Origin of the sequence: Saccharothrix espanaensis DSM 44229 (assembly GCF_000328705.1) — a bacterium.
GTDB classification, from domain to species: Bacteria; Actinomycetota; Actinomycetes; order Mycobacteriales; family Pseudonocardiaceae; genus Actinosynnema; species Actinosynnema espanaense.
The window spans coordinates 5,576,999-5,598,442 of sequence record NC_019673.1 but is presented as its reverse complement, the minus strand read 5'-3'; the positions used below and the strand labels follow the sequence as shown (position 1 = coordinate 5,598,442).

19 protein-coding genes are annotated in these 21,444 nt (G+C 73.8%); 13 read left to right on the top strand and 6 right to left on the bottom strand.

The features are described 5' to 3' along the window. The first annotated feature begins 33 nt into the window (after positions 1-33). Positions 34-1,233, top strand: a complete 1,200-nt coding sequence (locus tag BN6_RS24195) for a DUF6357 family protein (RefSeq protein WP_015102383.1) — start codon at positions 34-36, stop codon at positions 1,231-1,233. Continuing rightward, a complete protein-coding gene (locus BN6_RS24190; RefSeq protein WP_015102382.1) occupies positions 1,230-1,868 on the top strand; it encodes a hypothetical protein in 639 nt (212 codons plus the stop codon). Before BN6_RS24195 ends, BN6_RS24190 begins: the two co-directional genes overlap by 4 nt. Before the next feature lie 59 nt (positions 1,869-1,927). Here BN6_RS24190 and BN6_RS24185 read toward each other — a convergent pair whose 3' ends face one another. Next, positions 1,928-2,386, bottom strand: a complete 459-nt coding sequence (locus BN6_RS24185; RefSeq protein WP_015102381.1) for a VOC family protein — start codon at positions 2,384-2,386, stop codon at positions 1,928-1,930. Positions 2,387-2,915: 529 nt separating this feature from the next. On the opposite strand from BN6_RS24185, the gene BN6_RS24180 reads away from it, so the two are divergent. Continuing rightward, positions 2,916-3,206 (top strand): hypothetical protein, encoded by a 291-nt coding sequence (locus BN6_RS24180; RefSeq protein ID WP_015102380.1) that lies wholly within the window; start codon positions 2,916-2,918, stop codon positions 3,204-3,206. A gap of 204 nt (positions 3,207-3,410) precedes the next feature. Here the strand turns inward: BN6_RS24180 and BN6_RS24175 are convergent, their stop codons facing one another. Continuing rightward, positions 3,411-4,058, bottom strand: a complete 648-nt coding sequence (locus BN6_RS24175; RefSeq protein ID WP_015102379.1) for a TetR/AcrR family transcriptional regulator — start codon at positions 4,056-4,058, stop codon at positions 3,411-3,413. Positions 4,059-4,144: 86 nt separating this feature from the next. Between BN6_RS24175 and BN6_RS24170 the strand changes: the two genes are divergently transcribed. Both BN6_RS24170 and BN6_RS24165 read left to right on the top strand, forming a co-directional pair. Further along, positions 4,145-5,674 carry an MFS transporter gene (locus tag BN6_RS24170; protein WP_015102378.1) on the top strand — a complete coding sequence of 510 codons (1,530 nt, stop codon included), beginning with the start codon at positions 4,145-4,147 and terminating at the stop codon, positions 5,672-5,674. A 187-nt stretch (positions 5,675-5,861) separates the two neighbouring features. Continuing rightward, entirely contained in the window at positions 5,862-6,176 is a 315-nt protein-coding gene (locus tag BN6_RS24165) for a hypothetical protein (protein WP_148302995.1), read from the top strand. Between the two features lie 16 nt (positions 6,177-6,192). Here the strand turns inward: BN6_RS24165 and BN6_RS24160 are convergent, their stop codons facing one another. Next, positions 6,193-7,770, bottom strand: coding sequence for a hypothetical protein (locus tag BN6_RS24160; protein ID WP_041313846.1), 1,578 nt, complete (start codon positions 7,768-7,770; stop codon positions 6,193-6,195). Between the two features lie 487 nt (positions 7,771-8,257). On the opposite strand from BN6_RS24160, the gene BN6_RS24155 reads away from it, so the two are divergent. Genes BN6_RS24155 through BN6_RS24120 form a run of 8 tightly spaced genes read left to right on the top strand, consistent with a single transcriptional unit; the run spans position 8,258 to position 20,267 of the window. Beyond that, a complete protein-coding gene (locus BN6_RS24155) occupies positions 8,258-11,803 on the top strand; it encodes a penicillin-binding transpeptidase domain-containing protein (RefSeq protein ID WP_015102375.1) in 3,546 nt (1,181 codons plus the stop codon). After that, positions 11,800-13,872 carry a hypothetical protein gene (locus BN6_RS24150; protein WP_015102374.1) on the top strand — a complete coding sequence of 691 codons (2,073 nt, stop codon included), beginning with the start codon at positions 11,800-11,802 and terminating at the stop codon, positions 13,870-13,872. Before BN6_RS24155 ends, BN6_RS24150 begins: the two co-directional genes overlap by 4 nt. Next, positions 13,872-14,153, top strand: coding sequence for a hypothetical protein (locus BN6_RS46870; RefSeq protein ID WP_015102373.1), 282 nt, complete (start codon positions 13,872-13,874; stop codon positions 14,151-14,153). Before BN6_RS24150 ends, BN6_RS46870 begins: the two co-directional genes overlap by 1 nt. A 22-nt stretch (positions 14,154-14,175) precedes the next feature. Then, on the top strand, positions 14,176-15,912 hold the full coding sequence (locus BN6_RS24140; RefSeq protein WP_015102372.1) for a hypothetical protein: 1,737 nt from the start codon (positions 14,176-14,178) through the stop codon (positions 15,910-15,912). Continuing rightward, complete coding sequence (locus tag BN6_RS24135) at positions 15,909-17,918, top strand: hypothetical protein (RefSeq protein ID WP_015102371.1); 2,010 nt, start codon at positions 15,909-15,911, stop codon at positions 17,916-17,918. The genes BN6_RS24140 and BN6_RS24135 overlap by 4 nt, the downstream gene beginning before the upstream one ends. After that, positions 17,915-19,096 carry an Mce/MlaD family protein gene (locus tag BN6_RS24130; RefSeq protein ID WP_015102370.1) on the top strand — a complete coding sequence of 394 codons (1,182 nt, stop codon included), beginning with the start codon at positions 17,915-17,917 and terminating at the stop codon, positions 19,094-19,096. The genes BN6_RS24135 and BN6_RS24130 overlap by 4 nt, the downstream gene beginning before the upstream one ends. After that, positions 19,096-19,593, top strand: a complete 498-nt coding sequence (locus tag BN6_RS24125) for a hypothetical protein (protein WP_041313843.1) — start codon at positions 19,096-19,098, stop codon at positions 19,591-19,593. The genes BN6_RS24130 and BN6_RS24125 overlap by 1 nt, the downstream gene beginning before the upstream one ends. Beyond that, a complete protein-coding gene (locus BN6_RS24120) occupies positions 19,590-20,267 on the top strand; it encodes a hypothetical protein (protein ID WP_041313840.1) in 678 nt (225 codons plus the stop codon). The genes BN6_RS24125 and BN6_RS24120 overlap by 4 nt, the downstream gene beginning before the upstream one ends. 60 nt (positions 20,268-20,327) lie before the next feature. Here the strand turns inward: BN6_RS24120 and BN6_RS49730 are convergent, their stop codons facing one another. Genes BN6_RS49730 through BN6_RS24110 form a run of 3 tightly spaced genes read right to left on the bottom strand, consistent with a single transcriptional unit; the run spans position 20,328 to position 21,239 of the window. Continuing rightward, a complete protein-coding gene (locus BN6_RS49730; protein ID WP_269454274.1) occupies positions 20,328-20,459 on the bottom strand; it encodes a hypothetical protein in 132 nt (43 codons plus the stop codon). After that, a complete protein-coding gene (locus BN6_RS24115; protein WP_015102368.1) occupies positions 20,456-20,737 on the bottom strand; it encodes a hypothetical protein in 282 nt (93 codons plus the stop codon). Before BN6_RS24115 ends, BN6_RS49730 begins: the two co-directional genes overlap by 4 nt. Beyond that, a complete protein-coding gene (locus BN6_RS24110; protein ID WP_084672922.1) occupies positions 20,718-21,239 on the bottom strand; it encodes a GNAT family N-acetyltransferase in 522 nt (173 codons plus the stop codon). The genes BN6_RS24115 and BN6_RS24110 overlap by 20 nt, the downstream gene beginning before the upstream one ends. Positions 21,240-21,444 lie beyond the last annotated feature (205 nt).

Here is a 21,444-nt window from a genome sequence, read left to right as displayed (position 1 = left end):
AGGATCCGGAGGGCCGACACCCCGAGGATGGCGATGAGACGACTGGCCTTCAGCGACGACAAGGGCAATGAGCGGGCGTGGATTCCCGGTGGTCCTCACTCCGCCGTCGACGCGTTCTGGGAGTTCGCCGACCAGTACCGTGATGACGACAACGCGGCGTTCTCCATCGAGGACGAGAAGAACGAAGAGGCGTTGACGCTCCTGTTCGACCTGAAGGCCGTCTGCCGGGTCAAGGGGACGCAGAACCCCCGGGCCGAGTACCGGGTCGTCACCAACCGCGGCGACTACCGGACCCAGGTCGCGAACTTCGCCCGTGGCGGTTTCGCCGCTCTCGACTTCCACGGCCCTTGGTTGCCGGACGCCGCAAGTCTCGCGCGGGCACGACTCCGGTTCGAGTTCGACGGGTCCGTCTTGCGGCGGACCCACCCGCGCGAGCTGCGGCGGCGGCTGGAAATCCTGACCTGTGTCGACGGACGTCAGCCGAGGACGGACGCCGGCGTCACGCGCCTCGGCTTCGGCAACAGCAGTGGGGACACCGTCGATGCCTGGTTCACTGCGGCCGGTCGTGGTCTGGTGGTGACGTTCGACCACGCCGGCCCGCTCAACTCCGCCGCTGCCCACGCGCGGGCGGCGTTGTACGACGGCGTGCCGGCGGACCTCCTCGACCTCGCGAGGGTCGCGTCCGAGGCAGCTGTGGCGTCCGCCGCCCCACACCGTGACGGTGGCACCCTGGTGGCCGCCACCGGCGTCTTCACCCTCTCCGGCCCGTGCGCCATGGCCGACGGTCTGGTGGCACACCTCCAGGAAGCTCAGCTGGAGATCGAGGACACCGGGGTCGGCCGGCTGCTGGAGATCTTCCTCGCACCGGAGGACTTCACCCCCGCCGCCGTCGCGCAGGCGGCGGACTGGTGGAGCGCCGAGGACATCGCGAGAGGTTTCGCCGCGGTGGCTGCGCTTGAGGCAGAACAACCGACTGCGCCGCTCGACCGGGAGGCGGTGGAGCGCTTTTGCCGGACCTGGGCCGACTCCGGGTACAACGACCGCTGGGACGTGCACTACGTTCTTTTCGACAGCTGCGCGCTCGAAGAGGTGAGCGAAACCCGGGTCGAGTTGCTGGAGTTGGTCCGGACGCTCGGACTCGACCACGTCGATGCCCCACCGGAAGCCGCGACCGGTGAGGTGTGGATCCGCACCGACCCCCGCATCGACGCCGAACTGGAGCACTGGTCGTGAAGAAGTCGAAGGCGACCAAGCCGAAACACCCGCTCGCAGCTCCGCGTGAGACCTTCGCGAACGCGTTGGGCCGACCGGTCGACAGCGTCGAGGCCCGGACGGTGATCGACGTTCTGGGTGGCACGTACGAGGTTCGCCCTATCGGACGCTCGACCGCGCGCTACGACCCCGATCGCGTGTGCACGGTGGCGTGGGACTTTCCCTCCGCGCCTCCAGCGAACCGTTGGACGGCAACGCACCTGGGCGTGCGAGACGACACAATCGTGTGGATCACCCTGTCTTCGACGCTTGTCGAGGGAGTGCGCGGCGACCAAGGCGTCTTCCTCCGGCTTTCCGACGACGACGAGCAGATCTTCCGGCCTCAGGGCTCCGACTGGAACTGGGCTCCGGCGATCGTCCGGCGCGGAGCGGGGTACCTGCTCGACCTCGACGTCGGGCAGGGGCACTGGGACGGCAACTACAAGTTCCCGCTCACCCCGCGCCAGGCGGCGAGCTTGGAGGCGGATCCCTTGCTGTACCGCGAGGTGTGGAACGGCCTCGTCCGGATCTGCCAGTCCAGACGCTTTTTCGACGACCCGACGACGCTGCCGGCCGATGCGCAGGCCGTCATCGACGCGCGCTGCGGACGCGGCTGACCCCAGCCCTCGCGACGAACGCCCAAGCCCTCGGCGGCCGCTGTCTCCGAAGCGGGTTGTCAGGCAGCGACGAAGATGCAGAAGGGGTGGCCGGCCGGGTCGGCGTAGACGCGCAGGGGTTCCTCCGGGTCGTCGCCGCGGTCGCTCAGCAGTCGCCCGCCCAGTTTCAGGACGCGGACGTGCTGGACGTCGAGTTCCTCGACCGAGGCCACGGTCATGTCCAGGTGCAGTTGTTGCGGCACGGGGTCGGCGTCCGGCCAGCTCGCCTCGGGAAGCCGGTCGACACGTTGGAACGCGAGCTGCGCGCCGCCCGGATTGCGCAGCACCAGCCAGTCGGCCGTGTCTTCAGCCCCGTCTTCGGCCGCGTCTTCAGCCCTGTCTTCAGCTGCGCCGCCGGGCTGATCCCCGTCCCGGTAGGTCAACCCCAGCAGACGTCGGTAGAACTCCGCCAGCGCCCGCGCGTCGGTGGCGTCGAGCACCACCTGCCGCAGCGCGGGCACGGGATCGAGTTCGTTCACCCTGACCACCTCCGTCACAACTTCCGGTCTGTGTCCGACAGGTTCTGTGGACGGGCTGTCGCGTCGGCACCGCTCGGGTTGTACCCGGCCGGCCGACGCCTGAATCCGACGGCTGCCGGCCACTTCCCACTCGCGTCGCCGGCGGACGGGCCGAACGGTCGCGACTACCATGTGTGCCCAGTTTTTCGGCTGAATCACCCGTGAGCACGGATGTTTCCAATCGGTGTTTAACCACGGCCAAACCTGCCCCGCCTGATATCGCACGGCATGACGGCCGCACCGCGCCCGGCCCGGGGGGCAGCCGATGAATCGCAGGTCGTCGGCGTGTTGGCGGCGGATGGCGTGGTCACCGGCCGGTGGCGGGATCCGGGGGCGCGCGGGGCGTGGTGACGGCGGCGATCGCGGCGGTGCGGGCGACGGCGGGTGATGCCCGTACGTGGGTCCCGGAGTACCTGATAGTGATCGATTTCCGTCCTAGCGTCGATGTCAGGCGCCGACAGAGCGCCCTGACACTCACGAGGAGAACAGCATGTCGATCATCCGACGGGCTTTGTTGATCGTCCCGGCCTCTCTCGCGGCCATCGCCCTGTCCGGGACCGCCGCCCAGGCAGATCCCGGCGACGTGGTCTTCGGCGACGGCAACGAGGTCACCAACTCGAACACGACCAACAACCTGGTGTCGATCGACGACTCGTTCAACAACGTGTCGGTTTGGGAAGTCACCGTCGACATCGACGACGAGTGGGGCGACCACGGTGTCGGCGACCAGCACCCCGACGACGGTCCTGACGACTGGGACGAGGCCGACGACGGGCGCTGATCGCTCGTCCACCGCGGTCGGCGCTCTTCCGCCGGCCGCGGGGACTGACGGGCGGCTTCCGCGAGGAAGCCGCCCGTTTCCCGTTCCACCCCATCTCCCGGAAGCCTCCCCGAGGGCTCCGGCCAGGGATCGACCCGGACCCGCTGTTCCACCTCGGTCCCTGACCACGTGCCGGACGGCCTGGGCGGCGCTTCCCCCGTCGGGTCAGGGGTTGATGCGGCCGAGGAGGCGGGCCATCTGCTCGACGGTGTCGGTGGGGGGCCAGTCGAAGTCGGGGAGGTCGGCGCGCAGGGTGACCTGACCGTGCAGGGCCGTCCAGAGGGTGACCGCGTCGGTGTAGGTGTCGGTGCTGGCGGAGCGGCCGGCGCGGACGCAGGCGTCCAGGTTGTCGACCAGGACCTGGAAGGCGTCGAGCCCCCGCTCGCCGGAGACGTCTGCGGCGGGGGCTTCGGGCTTGGGGCGGGCCCAGCCGAACAGGACGCGGTAGCGGGCGGGTTCGCGGACGCCGAAGTCGACGTACGCGGCGCAGCCGGCGAGCAGCGCCTCGACCGGGTCGTCGTGCGCCGTGACGGCGGCCGTGACCGCCTGGTGGAGCTGCGTGATCGCCTCGATGACGACCGTTTCCACGATGGCGTCCCGGTCGGGGAAGTGCGCGTAGATCGAGGGTGCGGCGATACCGACCTCGCGGGCCACGGAGCGCAGGGTGACCGCCTGGTCGGAGCCGGTGCGCACGATGAGGGCCGTCGCCGCCCGGATGATCTCCTCGCGCAGCAGCGGGCCCTGGCCGCGCCGGTTGCGCGGCCGAGGCGCGGTGTCCTCGGCCTGGTCGGGAGCTGCGGGAGCCTTCTTCACGGCCGTGACTTTACAGGTGTTAGCCGATCGCTGTACGGTCCCACCCGTCAGGCTAACGACCGTAAGGTTACGACCGTAAGGACGTCATGGGCAGCGAGGTCACCCCCGTTCCGGAGTCAGGCCATCCACGCCGCCGGCCCGCGCTGGCGGCGCTCTGCCTGGCCCTGGTCGTCACCACGATCGACAACACGGTGCTCAACACGGCCCTGCCCGCGCTCGCCGAAGCGCTGCCGGCGTCCACCGCCGACCTCCAGTGGATCACCAACGCCTACACCCTGGTGTTCGCCGCGACGCTGATCACCGCGGGCAGCCTCGGCGCCCGGTTCGGGCACCGCCGCGCGCTGGTCGGCGGCCTGGCGGTGCTGGCCGTCGCGTCGGCGGCGGCCGCGTTGTCCGGTTCGGCCGGTCACCTCGTCGCGTTCCGCGCGGTGATGGGGCTGGGCGCGGCGTTCGTCATGCCGGCCACCCTCTCGGTCATCGTGGCGCTGTTCGGCCCCGGCGAGCGCGGCCGGGCGATCGCCACCTGGTCCGCGACCGCCGGCATCGGCGTCGTGGCGGGCCCGGTCACCGGCGGGCTGCTGCTCGACCACTTCGCCTGGGGCAGCGTCTTCTGGATCACCGTGCCGCTGGTCGCCCTCGCGCTCACCGCCATCCTGCTGCTGGTGCCCGCCCTGCCCGGCCACCGCACCGGCCGGCTCGACGTCCCCGGTCTGCTGCTGTCGGCCACCGGCCTGGCCGCCCTGGTCGACGTGGTCGTGCAAGGTCCCGAACGCGGCTGGCTGACGACCACCACCGCGGTCGAGGCGGGCGCGGCGGTCGTGCTGCTCGCGGCGTTCGTCCGCTGGGAACTGCGCACCGCCCACCCGATGGTCGACGTGCGGCTGTTCGCCGACCGGGCGTTCAGCGTCGCGGGCGGGGTCCTCGGGATCACCTTCTTCGCCTTGTTCGGCGTGCTGTTCGGCTACACCCAGTACCTGCAACTCGTCCACGGGTTCAGCCCGTTCGAAGCCGGCCTCGGCGCGCTGCCGTTCGCACTGTCGATGGCGGCCACCGCCGGCACCAGCGATCGCTGCACCGCCCGATTCGGCCCCCGCACCACCATCGCCGCCGGACTCGCCGGCATGGCCGCCGGTCTGGGCGGCCTGTCCCTGATCACCGTCGGCACGCCGTTCGCGGTGCTCGCCCTCACCATGGGCGTGGTGGGCGCGGGGATGGGCCTGGTGATGGCACCGGCCAGCACGGTGACCGTGGCCGCGGTGCCCCGCGTGAAGTCGCCCATGGCCAGTTCGGTGAACAGCGTGGTCCGTGAACTGGGCGGGGCGCTGGGGATCGCGGTGGTCGGCACCGTCGTCTCAGCCTCCTACCGCGCGCGACTGGCCACCACCCTGCCGGACACGCCCTCCCTCGCCGTCGAGGACCTGACCTCCGCTCACCGGTTCGCCGCCGAACTGCCTCCCGGCCCGGCCGATCGCCTGGTCGCGGCCGCGGACGAGGCGTTCACCGCCGCGATGAACCACGGGACGCGGCTGTGCGCCGTGGCCGCCCTGCTCGGTGCCGTGGCCGCTCTGGTCTGGTTGCGCCAACGACCGCGCGTCGAGCAGTCGGCAGTCCATTGAGGACTGTCCGCCTGGTGCGGAGCTCCAGGTGACGAGTCGCTGTTCCGGGTCGAACCGCTGGGTGACGGCCGCCGCCGAACACCCCGAGTCCTCGGTCCGCCGACGGTGGTCGCCGCGAGATCGCACCCGTCGTACGGTCATGATCGGTGGCGAGTTGTCCATCCTCACGGCGGTAGGGGAGGAATCGGTGGGGGAGAAGCCTCGTGGTCGCCGGCGGGTGGTGGAGGGGATCGACGGGTGGGCCGTGACGACGGAAGCGGGTGTCCTGCTCGGTGTCGTGACGGAGACGGGTTCCGCGCCGGACGTCCGGTACACGGCGCAGACCCGCGAGCCCAAGCCGTGCGCTGTGATGTTCGGCAGGGGCTGGAACGACAGGGACCGGACCCCGCGCGGCTACACCAGCCTGGACGCTGCGGCAGACGCGCTCTACGACGCGGTGATCGAGCACAGGTACGCGTGGTCCACCGTGCACAAGGCACTGGTGCCCTACGACATGGCGTAAGCGGCCCCGCCTGCCGTCAGGTGACGCGGAACGGCGCGAGCAGGTCCAGCAGCACCCGGGCACGGTCCTCCGGTGGACCCCAGTTGTTCGCCAGCCTGCTCACCACCAACACCCGTGCGGGCACTCCGGCACGGGCATAGGCCGTGAGGCGGTGATGGCCGTCCAGGATCACCGCGTGCAGGAACTGTTCCGGGTGTTCGCAGGCCACGTCACGGTCGTCGGCCCAGGCGAACAGGATCGCGGTCGGGCGGGCTCCGGCGGCGATCGCGTCGCCGTGGCGCGCCACCACGTCCTCGGCCAGGGCGTCGAGCGGCTGGGTCGGCACCACCACGCCGAACGCGCAGTCGTGGCCCGGGATCCGTTCGGGTACCTGGAAGTGCGTGGTGCCGGGCAGGCCCAGGTCCGCCTCGTCCCGCAGTTCCCGCAGGTCCGGGTCGTGCCACGAGCGCAGGGCGTGCCGGCGGGTGAACCAGGTGCCCGGCCCGGGTTCGACCCGTTCCAGCGGCAGGTCGGCGAGGACCAGTCGGTACTCGCCCGAGCGTAGGCCCGCCAGCACCGGGCGGACGGCCGCCAGCAGCCCGTCGGTCAGGCTCGGCACGTCCCGCAGGTGCGCGCGGACGTCGTCGGCCAGCTCGGTGGCGCGGTCGTCGGGCCAGCCGACCAGGTGCAGGTACGCCTCGCAGGTGCCGCAGCCCGACCCGATCCCGTACACCCGGCGGCGGCCCACGAACAGCGACAGGTCCCACCGCACCCAGTCCTCGCCGGGCTCCGGCGGGTCGTGCTCGATGCGCACCAGGCCCGCGCCGAAGTCGACGGTGGCCCGCGCCGTGCCGTCCGGCAGGCGTTCCGGGCCGTCGACCCGGGGTGCGGGCGGTGCGGCGGGGTCGAACCCGGCCCAGGCGCGGCGGATCGCGGTGGCCCGCTGCGGCCCGTCCTCCGGGATCGCCGGCTCGCGCCCGGTGAGCCGCGACAACGCGTCGTGCACGTCCTGCACGTCGGCGTCGCGCGCGGTGGGCAACCACTCCAGCAGCGGTCGGACAGCGGCCGGGTCGTCCATGAGCACCAGCGCCGACAGGAACTTCGCGGGGTGCCGGCCGCGGACCGCCCGGTCCAGGATCGCGGCGGTCGACCCGGTCGCGCGCAACCCGGCCAACGCGTACGCGGCCGCGGCGGCGAGCCCGCCGTGGTCGGAACCCAGGTGCGCGGCCACGGCGGGTGCCAGTTCGCGGTGACCGGACGAACCCGCCGCGACGACGGCCGTCCGGACGGTGCTCGGGTCGTCCAGCAGGCGCGCCAGGACCTGCGGCGCGACCGCCGTCCGACGGCGGACCGCCAGGTGCAGCAGCTCGGACGCGTCGTCACCGACGGCGTCGGAGAGCAGGTCGCCCACCACGGCGTCGGCCCACCCGCCGGCGGCCGCCAGCACGTGCCGCAGCGCCTCGCGGGAGCGCGGGTCGTCCCGGTACCGGTCGCGCAGCGCCGGTGCCGGCGCGGCGCCTGCTTCCTCGACCAGCGCGGCCGTCGCCCTATCCCGGTCGCGTGCCCGCAACGCCTTGGCCAGCCGCGCCGCCCAGTCCTGTCCGGTCTCACCCACGACGCACATTGTCCGGGCCGCGCGACCGGCGGTTCCAGCGGTCCGACCGTCCACCGGGCCGAGGCCGGCGAGCCGACCTCGGATGATCTGCGCGCGCAGGCCATCGGCCTGGTGGTGCCATTCTTCGCCCGCGCTTTCCGCGGCACGAATGCGCCCGCGAATCCGGTCGCCGTAGTTTTGCGGGCGAATGGCCGTCCACTGTGGACTGGAACGGTCGGGTCGGCCGATTCGGTGGCGACCGGCGGGCGGGTCCCGGTATACCTGGGGAGGTGACCCCCTAGAACCACCCGAACTTCCGAAGACGGCTCATGTCCGAGGGGTGACCTGCGGTCGAGCCCGCCCGGGGTGACCTGCGCACTTCGTCGCGGAAAACGATTCGATCACCGTGGTAACGCTGCTCCGCACGACGACGATCAGCGGATAGTCGAATGCCGGAAGGCGGCGGGAACGTTCGCGCCGGATCACGAACGAGGAGGAACGGGCGCGGATGGGGCACGAGGTCGTGGCGGTCTTGGCGCTGTTCCTCGGCGGACCCGCGGCGTGGGGCCGGTCGCTGGTGCTCGCCGGTCTGCTGCTGGCGGTGGTGAACTGCGTCCGGTTCCTGGTGAGCCGGCCCGCCGTGGCGCTGGCCGCCGACGGCGCCGCGCCCACCGTGCGCCACGAGGGGTGGCGCAAGGCGCTGCGCGGACCGCACGCGGCGCTCGTCCTGCCGCCCCTGCTGGTGCTGGCCGGCGCGAGCTTCGGCACGTTCCTGACCGTGGCCTGGTACATCCCGTGTTCTGCGCCGCTCTACGCCGTGGTCGCCGTGGTGGTGCGCCGGCTGAAGGCCGAGCACGGCCGGCGGGGTGAGGACATCGTCGCCGGGCCGGTGCTCGCGGTGGTGCTCGCCACCACCGCGCTGGTGCAGGTCGGCATCATCATGGCCCTGCGCCTGGGCGTCTCGCCCGACCCGACGGCGGGCTTCGCCCAGACCTTCAGCCTCGCCGCGCTGGTCGAGGTGGGGTTCGCCATCTTCGTGCCGCTCGGCGTCGCGTTCGCCCTGCTGTGGTCCGAACGGGGCCGCGTCGGGCGTTGGGCGGCGGCGCGGCCCTTCGACCGGCTCGCGCCGACGTGGCGCTACCTGGCGGGGATCGGCGCGGTGTTCGTGCTGATCGTCGCGCCGAAGTTCGACCCGGTCGGCGACGACGGGCTGACCTTCTTCAAGGTCGCCACCGCCGAGTACGCCAAGGTGCTGTGCGTCTGGGTGCTCGCGGTCGTCCTGGCCCGGTACGCCATCGGGTTCCAGGTCTCGCCGCCGCCGCTGCCCCGCTCGCCCCGGGAGTTATGGGCGAGCCGGACCCGGCTGCCGCGGTGGTTCCGGCGCAGCAAGCACCTGGGCTACACCATCGTGATCCTCGGCGTGGCGGGCGCGGCGGTCATCTGGAAGAAGGACATCGGCCCGATCATCCCGCTGCTGGCGGCCGCCGCGACCATCGTGGTGCACCTGCTGCGCGGCCAGGTCGGCGCGGGCGTCCGGCGGCGGGACACGCTCAAGGCCGGCCGCACGCTGATGGTCTCGCTGCTGGTGGTGGCGGCGGTGGCGCTGGGCGTGTTCCGGTTCGTCGAGCACGTGCAGACCCGGCAGGAGGCGTGGCTCGAACCGTGGACGTTCAGCTGGTCGGTCGCCTGCCAGGCGCCGCCGGCCGGGGTCGAGGCGCCCCGGGCCCCGGACGGCTACGAGGTCTGCCTCGACTCGCTGGACAACGACGCCGCGGCCAAGCGGTCCCAGGTCGCGCAGTCCATGTCGGCCGTGGCGGACGGCGGCGTGTGGGGGCGCGGGCTCGCCGACACCGTGCTGGGGCCGCTGCCCGCCGGTGACACCGACTTCGTCCTCGCGGTGATCTGGAACAAGCTCGGCGGCCTGGCGGTCCTGCTGCTGGCGCTGCTGCTCGCGCTGCTCGCCGCCGCCCTGGCCCGGGTCCACCGGCACCTGGGCCGCTTCGCCGAGGACCGGGCCGAGGTGCCCGGCGGGCAGCGCGGCGGACGGGCGGCGCGGCTGTTCGCGGTGGGCGTCGCGGGCATGCTGCTCGGCCAGTTCGGGTTCGTGCTCGCCGCGACCACCAACCGGGTGCCGCACTCCGGCATCACCGTCCCGTTCCTGTCCCGGGGCGGGCACTCGACGCTGGCCCTGGTCGTCGCGGTGATGGCGGCGGTGTGGCTGCTCTACCGGGCCGACCGGCCGCGCGGCCCCCGCCCGCCGACCGCGCCGCGCACCGCCACCGTCCGCACCCCGGAGCTGCCCAAGCTGCCGCTGGCGAAGGTGCGCCGGGTCGTGCCGCTGGTGGTGATCGTGGTGTTCGCCCTCGTCGGCGGGCTCGCCGCGGTGGTCACCGTGCGCCCGTACGGCCGTTACGCCCAAGACCGCCCGACGTGCACGGCCGAGTCCGCGCGGATCGACCCCGAGCAGTGCTCGACCGACCGGGTCGCCAACCGCCGCACGTCGGTCGAGCTGCGCATCGGCGGCACCCCCGCCTACTACCGCGACCGGGCCGAGCAGCGGTGGGTGCCGATCGAGCCCGCCCCGCTCGCGCTGTCCGACCTCGCCGGCCTGATCCGCCTGCACGGCAAGGGCGGCGTGCTCAACAACGCGCTGGACCCGCTCATCGAGCGCGGCTCCGGCACGTCCCTGGGCGAACGCCTGCTGCCGACACCGGGCGGACCGGAGCGGGGGACGATCGACCTGACCGTGCAGCCGGTCCTCCAGCGGTCGCTGACCGAGGCGCTGCGCGCCGACGCCACCGAGGCCGGGCCGCTCGCCGGCGGCGTCGTCGTCCTGGACGCGCGCACCGGGCAGGTGCTCGCCGCCTCCAGCGCGCCCAGCCCGCTCGACTGGCCGGACAAGACCGGCCCCGACCCCGACCGGGACGGCGCGAGCGCCTTCGGCGAGCACAACGACGACTACGGCCCGGTCGAGAACGGCCGGCTGGCCGCGTCCGAGACCGGGTGCGACACGATCGAGTGGGACAACCGCTGCCGCCGCTGGTCGCTCCAGCGGCAGTCGGCCGGGTACACCGAGGAGGAGCGCGCCGAGGAACGCCGGTACGCGCCGGGCGCGCCCGACGCCGCGCTGCCCTCCATCGACGAGAACCGCGCCCTCGGCCGCCGCTACGGCCTGGGCTCCACGTTCAAGGTCGTGGTGGCGGCGGCGTTCCTGGCCCGGCCGGGCAACACCGCCCAGACCACCATCCCGTCCCCGGCGACCTACCGGCCGCGCAGCGGCGAGCCGATCCAGAACTACACCAAGACGCGGTGCGAGGGCACCGGCGCGGACGGCCGCATCACGCTCAAGCAGGCGCTCACCGTCTCGTGCAACACCGCCTTCGTGCAGCTGGTCGACCGCGAGCTGGGCTGGGACGCGGTGCGGGACATGGCCGTGCGCATGGGTTTCGCCGACACCTCGGCGGGCGGCGCGGACACCGCGTGGCTGGCCGACCTGGCCGCCGGCCGGGCGTCCTACGTCCCGACCGAGGTCGACGTGCCGGGCTCGGACAGCCTGGGCAACAACGTGCTCGGCGGCGGCCGGGTCGAGGGCACCCCGCTCCAGCTCGCCACGATGATGACCGCCGTCGCCAACGGCGGCGTGGTGGTGCAGCCCAGCCTGGTCTCGGTCACCGCCGGGCCGTTCGGCCGCGACCGGACCGAGCACCGGGGCGTGCAGCGCCGGGTGCTCACCGCCGAGCAGGCCGGCGAGCTGAGCGAGGCGCTCAGCGGTGTGACGCAGGACGACAGCGGGACCGCGCACCGGCTCCGGACGGAACGCGAGCGCTCCCTGCGCGTCAAGACAGGTACCCACGAGATCCGCGGCGAGGGGGAGGCGCCGGTGCCCGGCGGCTTCGCGACGCAGAACGCCTGGGTGGTCGGCGCGCTGGACACCGCCGCCGGCCCGGTGACCTTCGCCGTCGCCGTGGAGACGGGGTCGGAGGAGGCGGGCTCGCGCCGGGTGCGGCTGCTCGCCCAGCAGGTGATCGACAAGGTGGTGGAGGTCCGGGGATGACCGAACGGGACGAGGAGCGGCTGGTGCGCGCGGTGCGCGGCCGGGTGCTGACCGAGGTGCGGGACCGGCTCGCGGAGTCCGTGCCGCTGGCCGACGAGCAGGTGCCGGAGGTGCTGGTGCGGACCAGGGTCGGGCTGCCGGCCGAGGCGTGGTCGGACATCCGGTCCGCCGTGCGCGAGATCCGGGCCACCTTCGGTGACGGGGACGGCCGCATCCGGGTCGAGTTCGACGTGGCCGCCGACGCGGTCGAGCCGTGCGACGTCACCTGCGCGATGCCGAAGCCCCGCGCCGCCGAGCCGGAGCCGGCGGCGCAGGCCGCACCGGGGGCGCCCGCCGACGAGGCGTGGCTGCTCGTGCTCGGCGCGGACGGCCTGGAGTTCCACTTCCTGCTCGAACCCGGCCCCGACCGGGTGCCGCTGCTGCGCCCCGGCGCGGGCTACGACGGCACCGGGCTGCTGTTACCGCAGTCGCTGTCCGACGTGCCGCACGGCCACCTGGTCGACCTGTCGTTCGCGGGCGGCCGGGTGCGGGCGCACCGGGTGCCGGACCGCGCCGACTACACCGTGGAGGTCGACGGGGTCGAGCTCGACGCGGCCGGCATCGGGCTGGCCGAGTCCGGCGAACTGCGGTTCGCCGCCCGCAACGGCTCCGCCGCGCGCACCCTGACCTACGAGCTGGCCGGCTGGAACGACGCCGTGCCGAGCGCCGGCACCGGTGCCGACGTGCTCGACGGCGGCCAGTACCAGACCGAGTCCGCCGACCCGGGCAGCCCGGGGGCGCTGTGGATCCAGCCGCCCGCACCGGGCACGAAGGCGACCACCCGCCGGTTCCCGCTGCCCACCGGCCGGTCCGACGTCCCGGTGCACGACGTGCACGTGCAGGTCCTCTACACCACGGCGCAGCACCCGGTGACCAAGGAGCCCTCGCACATCAAGATCTACCGCTGCGCCACCCCGCAGCACGCGGGCTACCTGCGCCGGCACCTGGCGACGCAGGCGGGCCTGGTGCGCCAGGCGAACGCGGTCGCGGGCCGGCCCGGCGAGCGGTCCTGGGCGGTCGCGCCGATCCACCTGGTCGCGGCGACGCCGCCGCCGGAGGTGCTGACCGCGCGGGCCGACCCGGCGGCGGTGCGCGGCGGCGCGGAGAACCGGCTGTCCGCCTGGTTCGGCGTGCCCGACCAGCCGCAGCCGGACTGCTTCGTGATCGTGGCCAGCCCGCTGCTCCAGCCGGTCGGCTGGGCCGGCCACGACAAGCTGGGCACCGCGCCGAGCGGCGCGCCGCTGTCCGCGCTGTCCGCGCTCGCGGCGGGCGTGGACCAGCTGCACGACCTCGGGGTCGCGCACTGCGACGTGAAGCCGCAGAACGTGTGCCACCACCTCGACGCCGCCGGCCAGAGCCGTTACGTGCTGGTCGACGGCGACGCGGTGACCCGGATCGGCGGGCCGGCCGCCGCCCTGCGGTTCACGCCCGGCTACGCCTCGGCCGAGGTGATCCGCGCGGCGGGGCGGTTCCGCGCGCCCGGCCACGACGTGATCGACGTGCGCGAGCACGACCGGTTCGGCTTCGTGCTCGTCGTGCTGACCGCGCTGATCGGCATCGACAAGGTCGACGCGCTGCTGCGCGGACCGGTCGGCAAGCGGCCGGTCGACTCGGTGTCCACCGTGCTGGACACGCTCAACGCGTGGCCGGCCGAGTGGTCGACCTTCAAGCAGGCCCTGGTCGCGCCGCTGCGGCCGAACGCGCTGCTCGACCCGGACTGGTCGGCCAAGGCGTGGTTGGACAGGCTGGTCGCGCTGCGCAGCCCGGCACCCGGCCCGGCACCGACGTCCGCCGGCGGTGCCCGGGTCGCGAACGGCAGCTACGGCAACGAGGTCACCGCGATCCGCACCGCGCTGCGCGACGACCGCGCGCCCGCCTGGGCGGAGTGGCGCGAGGAGCTGGTGACCCGGATCCGGGCGCAGCAGCAGGTCGTGGCCCGCCGGGTGTACCGGTCGTGGCTGTGGAGCGGCCGGGCGGTGTTCGCGGTGTGCCTGATCGTCCTCATCTCGGTAGTGGCGGGGGAGCTGTGATGCTCAAGGAGTTCGTGGCGAGCGGTCCGGGGCACCTGCGGGCCGGGGTCGCCGCCCTGCCGCTGGGCGGCCGGGCCGACGAGGGCGTGGACCACCAGGTCGTGGACTGGGCGATGGGCGGGCTGCCCGACGAGTCCGCCCGCCAGGTCGAGGCCCGGGTGCACACCTGGCTGGAGGAGGCCGCCCGGATCGGCCGCGACCTGGCCTGGCGGCAGGGCGTGCTGTGGCTGGCCGGCGGCGGCGCGCTGCTCGTGCTCTCCCTGATCATCGCGCTCCGCTGACCGCCGCGACGAACGGACACCCATGGCGAAGAACCCCGGCAACCTCGACCGGCTCAAGAAGTGCCCCGCGTGCTACGCCGACCTGGGCGTGCCGCCGTCCCACGACGAGGAGGGCTACCCGCGTCCGCCCAGCCTGTGGCTGGAGGTGCACGGCACCCAGCCCGGCGACATGCAGTGGCGGGTCGGCCTCTACGGCACCGCGCGCGACTGGGCGTCGTCGGACTTCCAGGAGCGGCGGATCCGCTGGTACTACCGGATCTGCGGCGACGGCCACGTGTTCCTCGACCGCATCCGGTCGGCCGGTGCCCGCTACGACGCGGAGTGGACCGTCGAGCGGTTCGACGTGGCCGCCGCGATCGGCGGCACCGCCGCCGGCAAGAGCTACCTGGTGCTGCGCACGCTCAGCCAGCAGCTCACCACGACCGGCCTGGAGTCGGTCGACTGGCACCCCGACACCACCGCGATCAACCCGCAGACCTCGGACATGCTGGAGGAGCACCCGCTCAACGTCCTCATCGGGCACTACGCCCGCACCGAGGAGGAGGGGCGGCCGATGAACGCCACGCAGCTCGGCGAGATGATGCCGGTGGCGTTCCTCAACGACACGGTGTCCGCCGACCTGGTCAACCAGATCGACGAGATCCACGACGTGCACGCGGCGGGCAACGAGTGGGGCAAGCGGATCCGCCAGCCGATCGTGCGCCGCTACCAGATCGGCGGCCGCCGGGTGCTGACCGCGATCGCCGACCTGCCCGGCGAGCTGTTCGACCAGCGGACCGTGCTGGCCGACGACCGGCAGCGGCTGCTGCGCAACTACGGCACCCTGATGTGGGTGGTGGACCCGGTGGTCACCAAGGGCTTCACCGGCCTGCTGCCCTACGACCAGGCCGAGCGGGTGATGCGCGGCAGCATGCGCCCGGCCAAGGACGTCAACACCGGCGCGGACCGGGTGCGCGGCGCCCGGAACTCGGTGCAGAACCGGGTGGCGGGCCAGCTCGCCGAGCTGTCCGGCTCGCTCGCCGTCGACCTCGGCGGCACCCAGCAGGTGCTGGTCTGCGTGACGAAGGCCGACCTGTTCCGGCTGGCGCTGGAAGGCGGCCGGACGCTGCGCGACCTCGGGCGCGGCCCGGACGCGGACGGCCCCGGCGACGTGGTGAACGGGGTCGCCCGCTACCTGCTGGAGGTCGCCCGCCGGTCCGACGGCGGCCGGACGTCGCTGGACCAGGCCGCGCACAACGTGGTCGCGCCGATCCTGCACAACCAGTACGACGTGCAACTGCGCAACCAGGCCGCGCTCCAGATCGCCGGGTCACTGGTGACCCACTACGGCGACCCGCACGCGCTGTGGAACCTGGTGCACCTGGGCGGCCGGGACCTGGTCAAGGTGGAGGCGGGCGAGCCGTCCGCGCTGTTCCCGCCCAGCCAGATCCCGCTGCCCTCGCTCGACCGGCACCTCACCGAGTCGCTCGTGGTCGGCCAGGCCCGGGTGCTGCGCGTGCGCGACCTGGTGATGTCGGCGCTGACCTGCGGCATCACCTACGGCCTCGGGTTCGGCCAGCAGATCGCCTCGATGCTCGGCCAGGACTGGCGCGAGCTGCGGTTCTTCCTGTGCTCACCGCTGGGCGAGGTGCCGGTGCCCAGCGGCGAGGGCGCGGAGTCGTTCCAACCGCTGGGCACCGGGCACTTCACCGACCTGACCGCGCGGTCCGGCGCGCTGTCCCAACTCCTGCTGAACCTGCTGGGGAGACTGCGGCCATGACCGACTACGTCCTCGTCGAGTACGGCGACCTGACCGGCGGCGGTTTCGTGCCGAACGTCGGTGACGGCCGCGCCGCGCCGCCCGCCGCGTACACGGCGGTCGCGACGAAGCTGCTGACGAACGTGCCGCAGCGCGACGAGCCCGCCGAAGACGGCCACCTGCTGCCGATGTGGAGCCTGCGGCAGGTCGGGATCGACTCGGTGCCGCACTGGTGCTTCGCGGTGCAGGGCCGGGGCGGCGCGTTCGGCCAGGCGGGCATGTGCCAGTTCCTGTTCGCGCCCGCCTCGCACGACCCGGCCCAGTTCTGGCACTGGGCGGTGTGCCGGGTCGGCGCGGACGGCCTGCTGGGGCACCCGGACACGGCCGAGCCGTCCGACCGGTGGCTGCGCCCGGTGGCGCGGACCGCGCTGTCGGCCGCGTTGACCGCGCTGTTCGCCGACGCCCAGGCGGTGGTGGTGGACGGCGAGCCGGTGGACGTGGCGGCGACCCTGAACGCGGTGATCGCGCTGCTGCCGACCGCCGAGGTGCGCCGGCACGTGTTCTCCACCTACCTGGTCCGGCGGGCGGTGCGGGACACCAGCCCGCCGGTCACCGGCCGGTGGCCGCAGCGGCTGCCCGGCGGCAACGCGGGCCTGGGCTCGTGGCTGGACCGCGCCGCCGAGCAGCACGGCAAGCGGGCGGTGAAGCACCCGAAGACCGCCGAGGTCGTGGCGTGGCTGACCGCCCTGGCCACCCGCGGCGAGGCGCTGCCGCAGCGGTACCTGGAGGTGCCGTCGCTGGCCGGGCTGGTCGACCTGGTCGCCGCCCGCGAGCTGGACTTCGAGGAGTCCGACGTGCCGGTGCTGCTGGCCGCCGGCGACGCCCGGCTGACCACCGGGCACGGGCGGGGCGTGCTCAGCCGGTGGGCGGCCGACGCGCCCGCCGCGGCGATCGCCGAGCTGGCCGGCCCGAAGTCGCTGCCGGTGGAGCTGACCGAGGTCCTGTTCGACAGCATCCTCGACGTCCACGTCGGTGCCGCGCCGCACACCAACCCGGCGCTGTTCCCGCCGGCGGCGGACCAGGTGCCGGGCTGGTCCACGACGCTGGCGCGGCTGCTGCGGGCCCGCTTCGACAGCCGGGCGCGGATGGCCGAGTTCGTCCGCGACTACGTGATCGCCGACGGGCGTCCGCTGCACGGAGCCGACCTGCACCAGGTGCACGAGCCGTGGCTGGCCGAGCTGGGCGTGTCGCCGGCGGACCCGTCGGTCGGCATCTACGGCGTGCCGACGGCGCGGATCGTCGCGGACATCCGGCAGCACAAGGCGCTCAGCCCCACCGCACGCGCGTTCCTCGACGCCGCGCCGGACACCTGGCGCGAGGTCGAAGCGGTCCTGGACGGGCTCGGCACCGTGACGCCGACCGTGGCGGTCGAGCTGATGCGGTTGTGCGCGGGCCGGGAGGGCGAGGTCCTGGCGCGCGTGCTGGACCTGGGGCGCGGGCAGGGCCCGGCATGGGCGGAGAAGTGGTTGCTCACCGCGCACAACCTGGCCGGGCCGTCGCTGGGCGGCACCGTGCTGGCCGCCGGCGTCGCGCACTTCGACCGGCTCGACCGGCAGCTGCCCACCGGCCTGCTGGTGCAGGCGTTGCGCTCCGACTTCGACCGGCTCACGCCGCCGGCGCAGCGGAAGGTGTTGCGGGACGCGGCCGTGCGGCTGGAGTCGGACGTCCACCGGACCGCCGCGAACCGGGCGGCCCACGCCGTGCCGCAACCCGAGCCAGCCACCCGCGAACCGGAACCCGGGTCGCGTGAGGACAGCACCGGCTCGCTGCCGGACTGGCACCAGGAGGACGGGGCCGCCGAGCGGCCGGCCAAGCGCGGACTGCTGTCCGGACTGCCGTCCTGGCTCAAGTGGCCCGACGTCCGGTGGCTGCTGATCGCCCTCGTCGTGGTGGGCGGCATCGCCGCGCTGTACCTGATCATCGACGGCCTGTTCGACCGGTCGCCCACCCCCGAGAGGACACCGTGACCGCACCGACCCAGACCGCACCGACCCAGACCGCCGCCGCCGAGTTCGAGGGCCTGGTCGGCGCGGCGACCACCCGGCTGGACCGGGTGGCGGGCACGTCGCCGGGGCACCGGCCCGCGCACCTCGCGCAGCTCGACGCGGTGCTGCGGGCCGCCGTCCAGCAGGCCAAGCAGGCCGAGGCCGGCTCGTCGGCCGTCGACCGGGACGCCGACCTGTGGCGGCTGCGCGAACCCGGCTACCTGCGCGGCATCGCCGACCACCCGGTCGACCGGCCGAGCAGCACGCTGCCGCTGCTGCCGGTCGTGGTGACGTGGGCGTTCCTCGGTTACGCGGAATGGGCCTACGTCACCGAGTTCGCGTCCTCGCCGGCCGCCGGGCCGTCGTCGTTCTTCGCGGACTGGCTGGCGCAGCCGATGTGGCGCAGCCCGGTCGGCCTGTCGATCACCATCGTGGTCACCGTGCTGGTGATCATGCACGTCTACCGCAAGCCCGCCCAGGCCCAGCGCCGGGCCGACGAGATCGACCGGGTCGTGCACCGGCTGGAGGTCGACCTGCTGCCGTCGCTGACCGTGCTGCGCGCCGGTCTCGGCCCGGTGCAGGTGGAGGAGCACACCCGGCAGGCCGCCGTCGAGCTGGGCGCCGCCGCGAAGCTGTTCACCTCGGCCACGGTGAAGCTGGCCGAGTCGACCGCCGTGGTGGACCGCCTGGTGGCGGGCGTCGAGCGGCTGGTGACCGCGCTGCCGGAACTGGGCGCGCAGGCCGCGAAGCTGGACGAGGTGCGGCGCGACCTCGATCAGACCGCGCGGTTGATCGGCACCCAGCTCGAACCGCTGGCGACGGTCGTGACCGACGTGTCCGGCGCGGCGGAGTCGGCCCGCGAGGCGGTCATCCAGTCCGGGGTGGTGCTGGAGCGGGCGGACGCGCAGCTGGCGGACGCCCGGTCGGTCGCCGAGCGGCACGAGCGGCACCGGGAGGCGCTGGCCGCCGCCCAGCAGCCGTTCACGGCGGTCGCCGACGTGGTCGCCGGGGCGGCCGGCTCGCTGGACCGGACCTCCGCGCTGCTGGAGAAGACGATCGACGAGCTGCGGGCCACCGTGGACGGGGTCAACTGGCTCGCCATGGTCTCCGACGGGCTCCGGCACCCCGACGAGCGGCACGACCCGGGGACGGCCGCCTGATGCGGCGGCGACGCCGGCAGCCCGACGGCGGCACGCTGGGGCCCGCCGGGTGGCTGTTCGCCGAACTCGCGCTGCTGCTGGTCGTGATCGTGATCGGCTCGGAGGTGCCGAAGATCCGGCCGGCGGCGGACGTGGCGAGCCCGTCCACCCCGCCGACCACCACCGAGCCGCCCCGGCCGCAGGGCCTGCGCCTCACGCCGCAGTCCTTCGTCATGCCGGTGGTGCCCGACCACGCCGTGGTAGAGGTGTTCCGCGAACGGCTGACCGCGACGGTCGGGCCGGACGCCCAGGTGGGCCTGGTGCTGTTGTTCGGCCGCCCGCGCAACGGCCGGCTGGAGGACGGCGTCGTGGTGTCCGAGCACCTGAAGTCGATCATCGAACCGGTGGACATCCCCCAGCTCCGGTCGCGCGCGGACATGCGCGCCTACGTCGGCGCGCAGTCCGGCGAAGAGGGCCAGGTGCTGGTGGAGCTGTTCCTGATGACCGGCCCGTCGTGATCGGGTTCCTGCGCCGCCGCCGCGTGCCCGTGCGGCCGGAGACCGTGACGCACACCGGCGTCGTGGTGGTCGACGGCACCGGCTACGGCGTCGGAGGGTCGCTGTGCGCGGCGCTGGCGGGGCACGCGGTGCCCGCGCTGGAGATCGACCCGTTCGAGGTCGACGCGGGCGCCGATGTCGTGGTGCTGCTGCTGCCGCTGCCCGCGAAGGTGCTGCCGCCGGCGAGCACCACCGCACTGTCCAAACTGGACCGGATCAGCGGCGACCCGCAGGCGGCCCGGTGGTTCCGCAGCCGCCTAATCGTGGCGTGGTACCTGCGGCAGTCGAAGCGGACCGCGCTGTCCGCGCCGACCGTGGGCGAGACGCGACAGCGGTGGAACAGCGCCGAACTGCTGCTGGCGACGTCGTGGCGGCGGGAACTGGTCCGCCACACCGGCGACGAGCGGACGGCCGTGCGCTGCCGGAGCGACCGCGTGGAACGGATGCTGGGCGCGCCCACCCACCACAGGCTGGGCATCAACCGGATCCCGAACCTGTCCCGCACCCTGCGCCTGCTGGACCCGTGGCTGCTGCACGGCCTGTGCGTGGAGGTCGGCGAGCACGACGGCCGAACCACCACCCACCGCTGGACGGGTGCGGCCTCCGTCGCCGCCGCCGTCCGGTACGCACCCTGACGTCCGGTTCGCCCCGCGCGGCAAGCGCACTCGCGCGGGCGAAGCCGGAGGCGCGGTCCGCTACACCCCATCACGTCCGCTCGGGTGGTGGCCGGCCGGCACGTCGTCCGGCAGCAGACCGGCGACCTCCCGGTTCATCGCGACCAGGGTCCGGGCGATGACGAAGCCGAGCTGGTGGTTGACCCTGATCATGTGGGTGTTCCCCGCCCGGTGGAGGTCTGGAACCTCCGGTTCCCGAACTCGCTGTCCTCCAGGGGCGCGTCGTGGATGGCACCGCGGGCCGTGGCGTACGAGTCGACCAGCCGCTCTGGAGCGGTGTCCCGCCACCGCTCCAGCCGGTAACCGGGGGCCGGTGCCGCCTCCCACGACGTCCGGTCGGCGTCGGCGACCGCCAACACCTGGATCACGATCGACCGCACCGGCCGGAAGCCCAGGCCCAGGGCCCACGGCTCAGCGGGGCTCCCGGCCACGACCGGCCACCCGGCGGCCTCGGGAGCGGCACAGCGACGCGATGGCCGCCAGCAGGGCCGTCCCGACGCCGCGCCGCCGGGACGCTGGCCGCACCTGGACCTCGGCGACCGCCACGTGCGCGTTCTCGGCTTCCTGGAAGTGGACCTTCGCGACGCCGAGCAGACCGTCCACACCCCGCGCGACCCAGTGGACGGCTGGCCCCAGCCCGGGGAACGGGGTCGCCGGCCGGCCGATGACGTTCTCGTAGGTCAACCGGGGCTCGTCGGGCCGGTCGAACTCCTGGCACCCCACGACCACCTGGTAGTAGCCGGTGAGATCCGCCCGGTCGGCGCTTCCCAATTCGAACCAGCCCGAAATCGAGCAGGGCGAACCGCCGCAGTTCCGGACCGAGCAGGACCGCGACCGCGTGACCTCGGAAAAGATCCGCCCGCGCAGCGCGAGGTGGGCGGCGCGGCGACCGGCCTTGACGACTTCGAACTCGGTCGGTTCGTCGCCGCCCATCGGGACCATGTGCGGCTACCGTCGGGCTTCGAACCGGGTGTGCTGCGCGGCGACCTGCTGCACGTCGCCGCACGCCTGCCCGAACCCGTGCGGCGGCCGCCGACTGGCGTCCGTACGTGACCGGCGTGATCGACGGTCACCCGGTCGACCACCTCCACGGCCACCTGCTGCTCCGCCCGCGCTGGCCCACATCGGACGGCTGCTG